The 13,217-nt window shown below is 63.1% G+C and carries 15 protein-coding genes; 12 read left to right on the top strand and 3 right to left on the bottom strand.

Features of this window, described 5'->3' with window-relative positions:
• Positions 1-2 precede the first annotated feature (2 nt).
• The gene (locus F3089_RS03340) at positions 3-866 is read left to right on the top strand and encodes a DMT family transporter (protein ID WP_202405638.1); all 864 of its coding nucleotides are present in this window, start codon (positions 3-5) and stop codon (positions 864-866) included.
• Between the two features lie 6 nt (positions 867-872).
• Here the strand turns inward: F3089_RS03340 and tusA are convergent, their stop codons facing one another.
• A complete protein-coding gene (gene tusA, locus F3089_RS03335) occupies positions 873-1,109 on the bottom strand; it encodes a sulfurtransferase TusA (protein WP_151439433.1) in 237 nt (78 codons plus the stop codon).
• A gap of 113 nt (positions 1,110-1,222) precedes the next feature.
• Here tusA and F3089_RS03330 point away from each other — a divergent pair, with 113 nt between their 5' ends.
• Positions 1,223-1,525, top strand: a complete 303-nt coding sequence (locus F3089_RS03330; RefSeq protein ID WP_095616990.1) for an antibiotic biosynthesis monooxygenase family protein — start codon at positions 1,223-1,225, stop codon at positions 1,523-1,525.
• Here F3089_RS03330 and rlmM read toward each other — a convergent pair.
• The gene (gene rlmM, locus F3089_RS03325) at positions 1,509-2,600 is read right to left on the bottom strand and encodes a 23S rRNA (cytidine(2498)-2'-O)-methyltransferase RlmM (protein WP_151439432.1); all 1,092 of its coding nucleotides are present in this window, start codon (positions 2,598-2,600) and stop codon (positions 1,509-1,511) included. The two genes, F3089_RS03330 and rlmM, sit on opposite strands and share 17 nt — an antisense overlap.
• Positions 2,600-3,247 carry an alpha/beta family hydrolase gene (locus F3089_RS03320; protein ID WP_151439431.1) on the bottom strand — a complete coding sequence of 216 codons (648 nt, stop codon included), beginning with the start codon at positions 3,245-3,247 and terminating at the stop codon, positions 2,600-2,602. Before F3089_RS03320 ends, rlmM begins: the two co-directional genes overlap by 1 nt.
• A gap of 99 nt (positions 3,248-3,346) precedes the next feature.
• Here F3089_RS03320 and ccoN point away from each other — a divergent pair, with 99 nt between their 5' ends.
• The 10 genes from ccoN (at position 3,347) to hemN (ending at position 13,213) form a co-directional block, all read left to right on the top strand.
• Positions 3,347-4,789 carry a cytochrome-c oxidase, cbb3-type subunit I gene (ccoN, locus tag F3089_RS03315; RefSeq protein ID WP_151439430.1) on the top strand — a complete coding sequence of 481 codons (1,443 nt, stop codon included), beginning with the start codon at positions 3,347-3,349 and terminating at the stop codon, positions 4,787-4,789.
• The gene (ccoO, locus tag F3089_RS03310; RefSeq protein ID WP_151439429.1) at positions 4,786-5,394 is read left to right on the top strand and encodes a cytochrome-c oxidase, cbb3-type subunit II; all 609 of its coding nucleotides are present in this window, start codon (positions 4,786-4,788) and stop codon (positions 5,392-5,394) included. Before ccoN ends, ccoO begins: the two co-directional genes overlap by 4 nt.
• Positions 5,395-5,398: 4 nt before the next feature.
• Complete coding sequence (locus F3089_RS03305; RefSeq protein WP_151439428.1) at positions 5,399-5,599, top strand: cbb3-type cytochrome oxidase subunit 3; 201 nt, start codon at positions 5,399-5,401, stop codon at positions 5,597-5,599.
• The gene (ccoP, locus tag F3089_RS03300; protein ID WP_151439427.1) at positions 5,592-6,506 is read left to right on the top strand and encodes a cytochrome-c oxidase, cbb3-type subunit III; all 915 of its coding nucleotides are present in this window, start codon (positions 5,592-5,594) and stop codon (positions 6,504-6,506) included. The genes F3089_RS03305 and ccoP overlap by 8 nt, the downstream gene beginning before the upstream one ends.
• Positions 6,503-7,882: a cytochrome c oxidase accessory protein CcoG gene (gene ccoG / locus F3089_RS03295; RefSeq protein ID WP_151439426.1), complete on the top strand. Its 1,380-nt coding sequence runs from the start codon at positions 6,503-6,505 to the stop codon at positions 7,880-7,882. The genes ccoP and ccoG overlap by 4 nt, the downstream gene beginning before the upstream one ends.
• 16 nt (positions 7,883-7,898) lie before the next feature.
• Positions 7,899-8,417, top strand: a complete 519-nt coding sequence (locus F3089_RS03290; RefSeq protein ID WP_151439425.1) for a FixH family protein — start codon at positions 7,899-7,901, stop codon at positions 8,415-8,417.
• Positions 8,414-10,924, top strand: coding sequence for a heavy metal translocating P-type ATPase (locus F3089_RS03285; protein WP_151439424.1), 2,511 nt, complete (start codon positions 8,414-8,416; stop codon positions 10,922-10,924). Before F3089_RS03290 ends, F3089_RS03285 begins: the two co-directional genes overlap by 4 nt.
• Positions 10,827-11,042 carry a cbb3-type cytochrome oxidase assembly protein CcoS gene (gene ccoS, locus F3089_RS03280; protein WP_151439423.1) on the top strand — a complete coding sequence of 72 codons (216 nt, stop codon included), beginning with the start codon at positions 10,827-10,829 and terminating at the stop codon, positions 11,040-11,042. Before F3089_RS03285 ends, ccoS begins: the two co-directional genes overlap by 98 nt.
• Positions 11,039-11,734: a sulfite exporter TauE/SafE family protein gene (locus F3089_RS03275; protein WP_095616999.1), complete on the top strand. Its 696-nt coding sequence runs from the start codon at positions 11,039-11,041 to the stop codon at positions 11,732-11,734. The genes ccoS and F3089_RS03275 overlap by 4 nt, the downstream gene beginning before the upstream one ends.
• Positions 11,735-11,818: 84 nt before the next feature.
• Complete coding sequence (hemN, locus tag F3089_RS03270; RefSeq protein ID WP_151439422.1) at positions 11,819-13,213, top strand: oxygen-independent coproporphyrinogen III oxidase; 1,395 nt, start codon at positions 11,819-11,821, stop codon at positions 13,211-13,213.
• Positions 13,214-13,217 lie beyond the last annotated feature (4 nt).

The following is a 13,217-nucleotide window of genomic DNA, read 5'->3' as shown; positions in this document are numbered from 1 at the left end:
GCGTGGCCGGTTTCAGCCTGCGATCGCCCCTGCACCAGGGCGCCGCCTGTGTTCTTGCCGGCGAACTCCTGCTCGCCCTGATGGGAGCACAGGTCAAGGCACTGGCCCCGGAACTCGACAACACCATGCTGGTGTTTGCGCGCAACGCCCTGGGGCTCAGCATCATTCTGCCCATCATGCTGTGGCGCCAGGGGCCGGACTGCCTGCGCACAACCAACCTGCGCTTTCATGTGGTCCGGGGTGTGGTGGGCGTCTCCGCCATGTACTGCTACTTCTTCAGCCTGGGGGGACTGGCGCTGACCGAGGCGGTTCTGCTCAAGCTCACATCGCCCTTCTTCATCCCGCTGATCGCCTTCCTATGGCTGGGAGAACGCACCTCACTCTGGGCCCTGATGACCATTGTGCTGGGATTCTGCGGGGTGGTGGTCCTGCTGCAGCCCGGTCATGCCGGCATGCAGGACGTACTCTTCGTGACGGCGGGGGTCTCGGGGGCGGTTCTGGGTGGCACGGCCAAGGTCGCGATCCGCCGCATGGGCACGCGCGAGCCCAGTGCGCGCATCGTGGTCTACTTCGGCATCGTGGCAACCACGGTCTCGGCGCCGGCTGCCCTGCTGAACTGGACCTGGCCCACCCTGTGGCAGTGGCTCGGGCTGGTTTCCATCGCTGCCTGCGCCACGGCCGCGCAGATGCTGATCACGACCGCCTACCGCATTGCGCCGGCTGGCCGTATCGGCCAGTTCACCTATTCGTCGGTGGTTTTTGCGGCGCTTCTGGGCTGGCTGATCTGGTCGGAACCGTTCACCCTCAACCAGGCCATCGGCTGCGTGTTCATCGTCGGGGCTGGGCTCCTGAACATGCGACGCTGACGCCGTTCAGACGGTGCGCTCGATCCAGTAGGTGTACTGCTCGTCGCCAGCTTCCTCCTCGACCAGACGATGGCCGAGAAACTGGCAGAAACGCGGAATGTCACGCTGCGTGGACGGATCCGTGGCGATCACCCGCAGCACCCCGTTAACCGGCACATCCGCAATGCGGTTATGCAGCATCATGACCGGCTCCGGGCAGACCAGACCGGTGGCATCAAGGGTTGCATCGTACTCCCGGGTCAATGGCGGAACCTCCGTACACGCGTTTTCCGAATTTTCTGCCAGAATTAGGGTAAGGATACCATATTCAAAGGTAACCGCATGAGTAACAGGGAGCTTTCGGGGAGAGAACAACCATGATCCGTGTCATCATCGAGCGCTATATCGCTGAAGCCATGGAGAGCACCTATGATGCCCAGGCCCGCCAGGCCCTGCGCAACGCTGTTGAGATTCCCGGGTTCATTTCCGGCGAATCCCTCAAGGATGAGTACAATTCCCGTCACCGGGTGATCCTCTCAACCTGGCGCTCAACCGCGGACTGGTACCGCTGGTACGATTCCACGGAGCGCCGGGAGAAGATCAATCGTATCCGGCCGCTGCTGGAGTCCGATGAGCGCATCACGGTGCTGGAATACGCAGTCCCTACCGGGAACGTGTGAGCGGCGCCACACAGCAGGTGATCTCCTCCCGGTCGTGATACAGGTGAGCGGCTCTGACCGTCAGGTCCGCGCCGCTGGCGGCGATGCTTTCCTCCAGGCGCGCCCTGTACTCCTGCCAGCACGCCCAGCGCTGCTTCATGGGCAGCTTCAGGTTGAACACCGCCAGCCGGCACAGCCGGTTCTCAAGCCACTCCGCCATCAGCTCCACGACCCGGGCAGGCCGATCCACAATATCGCAGACCAGCCAGTCCACCGGGTGCGACGGCCGCCAGCTGAAGGCATCCTCCGTCCTGTGGGTCACCAGCCCGGAGGCCATCAACGCCTCGTCCATGGGCCCGTTGTCCACCGCGGTCACGGCCAGCCCACGCTGCACCAGCTGCCACGTCCACCCACCCGGAGCGGCGCCCAGATCCACCGCCGTCATGCCATGCCGCAGCAGACGCTCGCGCTCATCCGTGGTGAAAAACCGGTGAAGGGCCTCCTCCAGTTTCAGCGTTGAGCGGCTGGGGGCCGTCCCCGGCATCCGAAGGCGCGGGACGCCTTCATGAAAGGCCGATGACAGGGCTGGATCCCGGCGGGCGAGCAGGGCCCGACTGAAATCCGGGAGCAGGATTTCCAGACCCGGTGCACCCGCATCCCCATCGGGGTTCCCCTGCAGGATGCCCGCGCCGCGCAGCGCTTTCGCCAGTGGGCTGGTCCACTTGCGGGCAAAGCGCGGTAACGCCTCTTCAGTCTCCCCCAGGGGCACATGCACATCCACACGCCCGAAGGGCCCGCTCTCTCCGGCATCACGCAGCCCCTCGAGAACGGCACCAACACGGTCCTCGCCAGGCAGCGGATCCACTACACCGATGCCGGAATACCAGTCCCGCACGAAGACCAGGTTGCGCAACGACACCGCCCGCATGACCGGTTCCGCGGCCTGACCGGGCAGCTCAAAGCGTATCCAGCCGGCGGCTTCCGGGACAAAGAAACCATAACCGCCAACCTCTGCGGCGCGGCTGACCAGTTCCTGCCCCGCATCCGCCTCAAAGCCGGGCCGGCACAGCGCCCGGATCACACCTGTTTCAGTCATTACCTGTCCGTCTCCGTTGCCTTCACGAAAGCCCGCGCACTCTCCGCGGCTGTCGCCAGAACCCGCTCCGGATCCAGGCCGCTGCGGCGTGTGGGCATAAGCTCATGGTCTCCATCGGCCACCCACTCCAGATGGACCGGTCCGGGAAATGGCATGCGTGGCTCCAGCTCGCTTCGCTTCCCGAAGGGATCGCGCTCCCCATGCGCGATCCAAAGGGGCCGCTCAAGTTCCGCGAAGTGATCCGTCCGCCACTGTTCGGGCCTGCGTGGCGGATGGAAGGGGTAGCCGAACACCAGGGCTCCGGACACGGGTTCCGGACGCTGCTCCGGCGTCAGCAGCATGGAGGCCGTACGGCCCCCCAGCGATCGCCCACCGATCCAGAGGTGGTCCGCATCCGGCTCGCGGCGCCCAACCTCTTCGATGACTTCTCTCCAGACCTGGAGCAGAACGGGAGGACGATCCGGTGGACGTCGCTTGCCGGTGGTACGACGCTGCGCCATGAACGGAAACTCGAATCGTCGGACACGGAAGCCTGCCGCCGCCAGCGCGGTGGCAAGCCGCTCCATGGGCACGGAATCAGCAGGTGCGCCGGATCCGTGGGCGAGAACCAGAACCGGCCCCTGTTCGCCATTAAAGAGTATATCCAAAGGCACTACCGCATTAAGGTTTTGACATATATCATTGAGCACCAGCGCTGCGTTGCCTACGCTGCGCATACCCTCCAAACAGTCCCGGAAGAGCCGAACATGGAAACACAGACGTCCGCGGAAACCTATAACTACCGGGTGGTCAGGCAGTTTGCCATAGCCGCCGTGGTATGGGGTATCGTCGGAATGGGTCTGGGCGTGTTCATCGCTGCCCAGATGTTCCTTCCCCAACTGAACTTTGACCTGCCCTGGACAAGCTTTGGGCGCCTGCGCCCACTGCACACCAATGCGGTCATCTTTGCCTTTGCCGGCAGTGCCCTCTTTGCCACCTCCTACTATGTGGTGCAGCGCACTTCCCAGGCACGGGTGATCTCCGATCAGGCCGCCGCTTTCACCTTCTGGGGCTGGCAAGTGGTGATCGTTCTGGTCGCTATCACGCTGCCACTGGGCTACACCACCACCAAGGAATATGCTGAGCCCGAGTGGCCCATCAATATCCTGATCGCGGTGGTCTGGCTGACTTACGCCTACGTGTTCTTCGGCACTATCGCACGGCGCCGGGTCAAGCACATCTATGTGGCCAACTGGTTCTACGGCGCCTTCATCATCACCATCGCTATCCTGCACGTGGTCAACAATCTGGCCATCCCGGTCGGCTGGTTCGAATCCTATTCGATCTACCCCGGAACCATTGATGCCATGGTGCAGTGGTGGTACGGCCATAACGCGGTGGGTTTCTACCTGACGGCGGGTTTCCTGGGCCTGATGTACTACTTTGTGCCCAAGCAGGCCAACCGGCCCATCTATTCCTACCGGCTCTCGATCGTGCACTTCTGGGCACTGATCGCGACCTACGTCTGGGCCGGTGGCCACCACCTGCATTACAGCCCGCTTCCGGAGTGGGCCCAGACCGCTTCCATGGTCATGTCCCTGATCCTGCTGGCTCCAAGCTGGGGTGGCATGATCAACGGCATCATGACCCTGTCCGGCGCCTGGTACAAGCTGCGCACTGACCCCATCCTGCGCTTCCTGATCGTGGCGGTTTCCTTCTACGGCATGGCCACCTTCGAGGGCCCGCTGATGTCGATCCGTACGGTCAACGCCCTGTCCCACAGCACGGACTGGACCGTGGGTCATGTGCACTCCGGAGCTCTGGGCTGGGTTGCCATGATCAGCTTTGGTGCGCTCTATCACCTGTTCCCGCGCCTGTACGGGCTCAAGAGCATGTTCAGCATCCCGCTGATCAACCTGCACTTCTGGCTCGCAACAATCGGCGTGGTGCTCTACACCGTCTCCATGTGGATCAACGGCCTGCTGCAGGGCTTGATGTGGCGTGCCGTGAACGATGATGGCACCCTCACCTACAGCTTCGTAGAAGCGGTTGAGGCCAGCTATCCCGGTTATGTTGTGCGCTTCATCGGCGGCGCCTTCTTCCTGGCCGGCATGCTGGTAATGGCCTACAACGTCTGGCGGACTGTTGGCCAGAGTGAAACCGGCGCCCTTGATGATTCCACTGACGCAGTGCAGGGAGCGAACGCATGAGCCACGAGAAAGTTGAGAAAAACCTTGGCCTGATGGTCGGGCTGATCATTGTGGTGGTCAGCCTCGGCGGGTTGGCGGAGATCGTTCCCCTGTTCTTCGACTCTCAGGTCAACGAACCCGTTGAGGGGCTTGAGCCCCTGAGCGCTGTTGAGCTTGAAGGCCGTGACATCTACATCCGTGAGGGCTGCCACGTCTGCCATACCCAGAAGGTACGGCCTTTCCGCGCGGAGACGGAGCGTTACGGCCACTACTCAGTGGCTGGTGAGCACGTCTACGACCATCCCTTCCTGTGGGGCTCCAAGCGCACAGGGCCGGATCTGGCCCGCGTGGGCGGTCGCTATTCGGATGCCTGGCACCGCCTCCACTTCTATGACCCGCGGATGGTGGTTCCGGAATCCAACATGCCGGCCTATCCCTGGCTTTTCGAACAGAAGGTGGACCCAACCCAGACCGCAACCAAGATGCGGGCCCTGCGCACACTGGGCGTTCCCTACACCGATGAGCAGATCGCAAACGCTGAGGAGAACGTCCGCGGGACTTTTGAGATCCAGGCGCTGATCGCGTATCTGCAGCAATTGGGCACCGCTATACCGGAGCAGAGGTAACAACATGCCGTGGGAAACGTTGCTCAGTCAGTTCAAGGGCATTCATACGCTGCTGATGATTGCCCTCTTTGTGGGGATCTGCATCTGGGCCTTCAGCCCTTCCCGGCAACGGGAAAACGAACAGGCCGCGCACCTGGTTTTCGAGGACGAGGACATGGAAGCGCGCACCATCGAACAGCAACGGAGAGACAACCACGATGAGTAGTTTCTGGAGCATTTGGATCAGCGCGCTGATCCTGATTGTGGTCCTTGGGTGCTGGTGGCTGGTCTGGATCGTACGCCGGAACCAGCCTTCCGACCGCGTGGAGAACCGCAGCGTGGGCCATGAAGTCGATGGGATCGAAGAGCTGGACAACCCGCTGCCGAAATGGTGGTACTGGATGTTCATCGGGCTGATCCTGTTCTCCCTGCTCTATCTGGCACTGTATCCAGGACTGGGCAACTACCAGGGTCTCCTTGGCTGGAGCCAGACCGAAGCATGGGAGCGTGAGATGGAAGCGGCACGCGAGAAATACGGACCGCTTTTCGCCCAGTACGCCGACACTCCCGCACCGGAGCTGGCGCACAATGGTGAGGCCATGCAGGCAGCCCAGCGTCTGTTCTCCAACAACTGCGCCACCTGTCACGGCTCCGCCGGGCGCGGCGGCTATGGTTTCCCCAACCTCACCGACGATAACTGGATCTGGGGCGGCAGTGTGGATGCCATCAAGCACACCCTGACCAATGGCCGTCAGGCGAACATGCCAGCACGCGGCATCAACCCGAACCTGAGCAATGATCAGCTCGGCGACATTACCGAATATGTGCTTTCGCTCAATGACCGCAGTGACGTGAATGAAGCAGCCGCGGAACGGGGCAAACCACTTTTCGCCCAGGCCTGCTCCACGTGCCACGGTCAGAATGCGAAGGGCAACCAGAACATGGGCGCCCCCAACCTGACCAACGACACCTGGCTCTATGGCGGCGATCGTGGCACCATCATGGAGACCCTCCAGTATGGTCGTAACGGTCATATGCCGGCCCAGAAGCAGCTGTCCGAGGACCAGATCCACCTCATGGCCGCCTATGTTTACCGGCTCTCCGGCCAGCATCGCGAGAAAGGAGCGGAATGAGCGACATACCCGTACGCCAGGTTGACGCCGGGCCCAACCCGGACCGGATCTACGTCCGCAGCACCACCGGTTTCTACCAGAAGCTGCGGACCGTCACTCTCTGGACGCTCATGGGTCTGTACTTCGCTGCTTGCTGGATCCAGATCAACGGGCGGCCATTGGTCCACTTTGATCTGCCGGAACGCCAGTTCCATCTCCTGGGGACCACCTTCTGGCCCCAGGACTTCTTCATCCTGACGCTGCTCCTTATTATCGCCGCGTTCGGGCTGTTCTTCGTCACCACGCTTTTTGGCCGTATATGGTGCGGGTTCACCTGCCCCCAGACCGCCTGGACCTTTATCTTCATGTGGGTCGAAGAGAAGGTGGAAGGCAGCCGAAACCAGCGCATGAAGCTTGACCGAAAGGGGTCACTGAGCCAGTGGCTACCATGTAAGGTCCTAAAGCACGCCCTCTGGCTGGGGATAGGGTTCTGGACCGGTGTTACTTTCGTCGGCTACTTCTACCCCATCCGCGAACTGGTGCCGGATCTGTTCACCTTCAGCGTCACCACTGGCTGGGCCGTTTTCTGGATTGGCTTCTTTTCGGTGGCCACCTACCTCAACGCAGGCTGGATGCGTGAGAAAGTCTGCCTCTACGTCTGCCCTTACGCCCGTTTCCAGAGCGTCATGTTCTCTCCGGACACGCGGACAGTCACCTATGATGCCAACCGGGGCGAGCCCCGAGGTCCCAGGCGCAAAGATACAGACCGCGCTGAGGCGGGTCTTGGTGACTGCATCGACTGCAGCATCTGCGTGCAGGTATGCCCCACCGGTATTGATATCCGCAATGGCATGCAGTACGAATGCCTCGACTGTGGCCTCTGCGTTGATGCCTGCAACCAGGTTATGGACCGTATGGGCTATGACCGTGGCCTGATCCGGTACGCGACGGAGCGAGAAGTTGAAGACCAGCCCCGCCGCCGTTTCCAGCCCCGGACTCTTGGGTACGGAGTGGCCATGGCACTTCTGCTTGGAACCATGGCCGTCCTTCTGATGCAGCGTGACGCGCTGGACATCGAGGTCACCCGCGACCGGGGAGGGCTCTACCAAACCGGCCCCAACGCCACCATTGAGAACTCCTACAGCCTCAAGTTGAGCAACCGCACCAACCAGACACGCGAACTCAGCGTGCGGGTTGCCGGTCCCGAGGGCACCCATCTGCTCGAGCCCATCGCCATGGAGCTCGGGCCACTGGACACGCGCTCTCTTCCGGCAGTGGTGAGAATCCCGCAGCGTGAGCTTGAAGGAATGAGTACGCCCGTCACCTTTGAAGTCATCGCCGAGGGCTCCGAGGCGCGCAACAGCGCTGAGACCCCCTTCATCGGCCCCAGACCCTGACAATACCGGAACCACCATGAAAGACGACGACACCAATCGCCCCTGGTACCGCGAGCCCTGGCCCTGGGTGCTGATCGCAATTCCCGGTGTAACCATTCTCTGGAGCGTGTTCCTGATCTTCTTTTCAATGGAACAGCATGTCTCCATGGTTGAGGACGATTACTATGACGAAGGAATGGGCATCAACCGGGAACTGTCCCGCGATATCGAGGCAGCCAACCTGAACCTGACGGGCGAAGTCAGCTTCACGGACGGTGAGCGCCTTAACATAGTGCTTGAATCCCCGGAGCGCCGGAACTGGGAATGGCTCGAGGTGGAACTGACCCATGCCACCCTGGGCGACCGCGATCAGACCACCATCGCCCAGCGTGTCGGGGAAGGCCGCTACCGTGCCCGTGTGCAGCCCCTCAGCGACGGGCGCTGGTACATTGATATCCGCAACACCGGTAATGACTGGCGCCTCAGGGGGCCGCTCGTAACGCCTCTGGAACAGCCACTTACCCTCAAACCCATCCGGGAGGCGCGTCAGCAATGACGGCGGCTGCCGGCGCCTGCTTCCACTGCCAGGACCCTCTGCCGGAAACACCCCCCGTCACCGGCGACATCGCCGGCCGGACCGAAGCGTTCTGCTGTGAGGGCTGTCTCGCGGTCTCGCGCATCATCCGCAACGAGGGGCTTGACCGCTTCTACCAGCAGATTGACGGCCCCATCGCCACGCCGGACCCGGTGGACGACCGGGTCCGTGCTGAGTGCCTGCATTACAACGACCGTCAGCTCCTCGACGAGGTTGTCCATGCCCGGGATGATGGGCTCCACGAGACCTGGCTGATGATCGACGGTCTCAGCTGTGCCGCCTGCATCTGGCTGATCGAGCATCACCTGGCCGGTTTTGAGGGGCTTGAGTCCATCCGCATCAACCACAGCACCCAACGCGCCCATCTGGTCTGGCACCCACAGGCCACAGGCCTGGGCAACCTGCTCCTGGGCATCCGCGAACTGGGCTTCCAGGCGTCTCCATTCCGCCCCGACGAATGGGAAGAGCGGATACGCAACCAGCAGAAACAGGCCATGATCCGGATCGGCATCGCGGGCATTGCGGCGCTTCAGACCATGATGCTGGCCTACCCGCTCCAGTTCGGGCTCAGTACCGAATCCGACCCGGCCATGGTCCAGCTTTTCCGCTGGGCCAGTTTCGTCATCGCCACACCGGTGGTGCTCTACAGCGCCGTTCCCTTTTTCCAGGCAGCCGTCCGGGATCTGCGGCACCGTCATCCGGGCATGGATGTGCCCGTGTCCATCGCGATCCTTGCCGGCTACCTGGCGAGCGTCCATGTGACCCTCTTTGGCGGCGAACATGTCTATTTCGAATCCATCTCGATGTTCACCTTCTTCCTCGGCCTGGGGCGATTTCTCGAGGGCCGCGCCCGCTACCGGGCGGGCCTGGAAAACCTGTCGCTGATCAATGCCATGCCCGGCACGGCACTGCGTATCGATGGCGACACCGAGATCGTGGTGCGCGCCCGTGACCTGAACCCCGGTGACCGTATCCGCATACGCCCAGGGGATACCCTGGCCGCGGATGGCCATGTGGCCTGTGGCCAATCCGCACTGGATGAATCCATGCTGACCGGTGAATCGCTGCCGGTCTCCCGGGGACCGGGCGAGCCGGTCTCGGCGGGCACGGTGAACACCGAGCACCCCCTGGAGGTGATCGTGGACCAGGCCGGGGACAACACCCGGCTTTCCGCCATCACCCGGCTTCTGGACCGGGCCCAGGCCGAGAAACCCCGGACCCAACAGCTCGCGGACCGCGTTGCCGGTATTTTTGTCACCGCGGTGCTGGCTGCTGCCACTGCCACTTTCCTGGTCTGGTGGTTTGTGGACCCCGCGCGCGCCTTTCCGATCACCCTGGCGGTTCTCGTCGCCACCTGCCCGTGCGCCCTGTCACTGGCCACGCCAACGGCTCTGACCGTGGCAACCAACCGGCTGCGCCGGGCCGGCTTCGTTCCCACGAGAGGTTCGACCCTGGAGACGCTCAATACCGTGGACACCCTGGTGTTCGACAAGACCGGCACCCTTACCCGGGGCCAGCTCAGAATTGCCTCTGTCACCCCGTCGTCCGGCATTTCCGAGGCGCACTGCCGGGCGTTGGCAGCCGGGCTGGAACGCGGCTCCGAGCATCCCATCGCCCGAGCCTTCCGGGAGGAACCGGCAGCAGTCATCAGCGAGCGGGAAAACCATCCTGGCGGCGGCGTCACCGGCTTCAACGAGGGGCGCAGGCTGGCCCTGGGCCGGGCGGATTTCGTCGCCGCTGAACTCAACCTGCCCTCTGCGCCGGAAACCGATGACGATGCCGCCCTGGCGGTTCACCTGGCGAGCGAGACTGGCTGGCTGGGGCGGATCACCCTGGATGATACGCTGCGCGAGGACGCGCAGCCGGTGCTGGCGACCCTGCGTGCCCGGGGCTGGCACTGTGTGCTCCTCAGTGGCGATCATTCCGGCCAGGTGGCAAGGGTCGCCGGAGCACTCGGCATCGACCGGTATGAAGGGCGTCTGTCACCGGAGGCCAAACTGGAGCGCATCCGTGCCCTGGAGGCGGAGGGCAACCGGGTCATGATGGTGGGTGACGGACTCAACGACCTGCCCGGTCTGGCGGGAGCCCGCCTGTCCGTGGCCATGGCCGGCAGCAGTGATATCGCCCGCCTGCAGGCGGATGCCGTGGTTCTGGGTGAGCGGCTGTGGCCGCTGATGGAAGCGCTCAAGGTCGCTCCCATGGCACGCCGGGTCATCCGCCAGAACCTGACTCTGTCGCTGTTGTACAATGCGGCGATCCTGCCTCTGGCAATGGTGGGTCTGGTGATCCCATGGATCGCGGCCGCGGGCATGTCCGCCAGCTCGGTGGCTGTGGTGATGAATGCGCTGCGTCTGGGAGGAATGAAGCCCGATGGCAATACTCTACATACTGATTCCGCTGTCACTGATCCTGCTGGCGATCGCCGTCCGGGTACTCATCTGGGCAGTGCGCAACGACCAGTTCGATGATCTGGAAGGACCGGCTCACCAGATCCTTTTCGATGACGACGAGGACCGGATTCCCCCGGAAGCCCGGCAGCATACCGAACAGACCAGTCGCCAGCGTGAAGGGAGCGATCCGGAATGACTGATGCCCTCATCACCACCCTGGGTTCAGCGTTCCTCATCGGGTTCCTGGGCAGCACCCACTGCCTGGGCATGTGCGGCGGCATCGCCAGCTCACTCAGCCTGGCCCTGCCTGTTGGCCCGGGTTACCGGCGCCGTCAGCTGTCACTGCTGGCGGGATACAATCTCGGGCGGATCCTGAGTTACAGCCTGATCGGGCTGATCGCGGGCCTCCCGGGCGCGCTCCTGACCGAAGGCGTCCCCGGCGCCGGCATGGTCCTGCGCACCCTTGCCGGTGTTGTGCTGATCCTGCTGGGCCTGGCCGTGGGTCAGTGGTGGCAGGGTATCATGAGCCTGGAACGCATCGGCGCGCCACTGTGGCAGCGGCTCTCTCCCCTGACCCAGCGTTTCATGCCCGTTGACCGCCTGAGCCGTGCCCTGCCGCTCGGGCTGCTCTGGGGCTGGCTGCCCTGTGGCCTGGTCTACAGCACCCTTGCTTGGGCCCTGACCCAGGGGGATGCGGTTCTCTCCGGTCTGCTGATGTTCAGCTTCGGGCTCGGCACGGTGCCGGCAATGGTGGCCACCGGCCTGCTGGCCAGCCGCATTACCCGGCTGCGCCAGTCCACGGCCTTCCGCCGGGTTACGGGCCTGGCCCTGATCGTTTTCGGTCTCTGGACCATCCCCTGGATCCAGCATCTGATTCTTTCCCATTAAGGCGGGGTTTGACCGATATCAACAGGTCCAGCCGCCGGCTGCGTTAGGCTGTGTGCAGCACAGAACCTGCCGTCGGAGGACACCATGGCTTCGGAACGCATCAACCTCCTCTGGGACCCGGATCTGATCGCACGCTACGATCTGTCAGGCCCCCGTTACACGTCCTACCCGACGGCGCTGGCCTTCAGCGAAGACTTCAACGGCGAGGCCTACGAGCGGACCCTTGAACGAAGCCGTGCCTCGGGCGCGCCGCTCTCACTCTATCTGCACATCCCGTTCTGCGCGCACCTGTGCTACTACTGCGCCTGCAACAAGATCGTGACCCGCAAACGGGACCGGGCTGCTCCCTATCTGGAACGGCTGCATCAGGAGATCGCCATGCGCTCCCGGCAGTTCGGCGGGCAGGAACGACCGGCGACCCAGCTCCACTGGGGCGGCGGCACGCCCACTTTCATCAGCCACGATGAAATGCGCGAACTGATGAGCGTGCTGCGCCAGCACTTCCAGCTGGCGGACGACGACAGCGGCGACCACTCGATTGAGATTGACCCCCGCGAGTGCGGCCCTGAAACCCTGGAAGTCCTGCGCTCCATCGGTTTCAACCGCATCAGCCTGGGTGTTCAGGACTTCAACCCGACCGTCCAGAAAGCGGTGAACCGGATCCAGCCCCGGGAGATGGTGGCCAACCGCATTGTCACAGCCCGGGATCTCGGTTTCCGGTCCATCAACATGGATCTCATCTACGGGCTGCCCCACCAGACCCGGGAGACATTCCATGAAACCCTGGACCAGGTGCTGGAGCTGTCGCCGGATCGGCTGTCGGTGTTCAACTACGCCCACCTGCCCGACCGGTTCATGCCCCAGCAGCGCATCCGCGAGGAGGATCTGCCCTCCCCGGAGGAAAAACTCCGCATCCTTGAGGACACCATCAACCGGCTGCTTGAGGCCGGCTACGTCTACATCGGCATGGACCATTTCGCCAAACCGGATGACACACTGGCCATCGCCCAGCGCAACGGGGAACTGCACCGGAATTTCCAGGGCTATACCACCCACGGGGAATGCGACCTGATCGGCATGGGGGTCTCCGCCATCAGCCAGGCCGCCGACAGCTACTTCCAGAACCATCATGACGAAGGCGCCTGGAACCTGCAGCTGGATTTCAACCGCACACCCCTGAAAAAGGGCTATGAGCTCAGTGACGACGACCGCATGCGCCGCGCCGTGATCATGGAGCTGATCTGTCACTTCTCGCTGGACAAACAGGCCTTCGCCGCCGCGTGGGGGGAGGCCTTTGATCAGGTGTTTGCCGATACCCTGCCGGCACGCCAGACCATGGTGGAAGACGGCCTGATTGAAGAGGATGCGCAGCGGTTGACGGTGCGCACACCCGGCCGCCTTCTGATCCGGGCCATCTGCCAGCTGTTCGATGCCGGCGCCCAGCAGGCGCAGACCGGGCGCTACTCACGGATCATCTGAGCTG

Origin of the sequence: Halospina sp. K52047b (assembly GCF_008709855.1) — a bacterium.
Taxonomy (GTDB): Bacteria; Pseudomonadota; Gammaproteobacteria; order Pseudomonadales; family Oleiphilaceae; genus Halospina; species Halospina utahensis_B.
The sequence above is the reverse complement of the archived record's forward strand: the minus strand, read 5'-3'. Positions and strand labels throughout refer to the sequence as shown.

Excerpts from the sequence above, each read along its gene's own strand:
- rlmM (WP_151439432.1), bottom strand. The coding sequence starts at position 2,600 with ATGACTGAAACAGGTGTGATCCGGGCGCTGTGCCGGCCCGGCTTTGAG.
- ccoS (WP_151439423.1), top strand. The coding sequence starts at position 10,827 with ATGGCAATACTCTACATACTGATTCCGCTGTCACTGATCCTGCTGGCG.
- ccoO (WP_151439429.1), top strand. The coding sequence starts at position 4,786 with ATGAGCCACGAGAAAGTTGAGAAAAACCTTGGCCTGATGGTCGGGCTG.
- ccoP (WP_151439427.1), top strand. The coding sequence starts at position 5,592 with ATGAGTAGTTTCTGGAGCATTTGGATCAGCGCGCTGATCCTGATTGTG.
- F3089_RS03285 (WP_151439424.1), top strand. The coding sequence starts at position 8,414 with ATGACGGCGGCTGCCGGCGCCTGCTTCCACTGCCAGGACCCTCTGCCG.
- F3089_RS03275 (WP_095616999.1), top strand. The coding sequence starts at position 11,039 with ATGACTGATGCCCTCATCACCACCCTGGGTTCAGCGTTCCTCATCGGG.
- F3089_RS03290 (WP_151439425.1), top strand. The coding sequence starts at position 7,899 with ATGAAAGACGACGACACCAATCGCCCCTGGTACCGCGAGCCCTGGCCC.
- ccoG (WP_151439426.1), top strand. The coding sequence starts at position 6,503 with ATGAGCGACATACCCGTACGCCAGGTTGACGCCGGGCCCAACCCGGAC.
- F3089_RS03330 (WP_095616990.1), top strand. The coding sequence starts at position 1,223 with ATGATCCGTGTCATCATCGAGCGCTATATCGCTGAAGCCATGGAGAGC.
- hemN (WP_151439422.1), top strand. The coding sequence starts at position 11,819 with ATGGCTTCGGAACGCATCAACCTCCTCTGGGACCCGGATCTGATCGCA.
- ccoN (WP_151439430.1), top strand. The coding sequence starts at position 3,347 with ATGGAAACACAGACGTCCGCGGAAACCTATAACTACCGGGTGGTCAGG.
- F3089_RS03305 (WP_151439428.1), top strand. The coding sequence starts at position 5,399 with ATGCCGTGGGAAACGTTGCTCAGTCAGTTCAAGGGCATTCATACGCTG.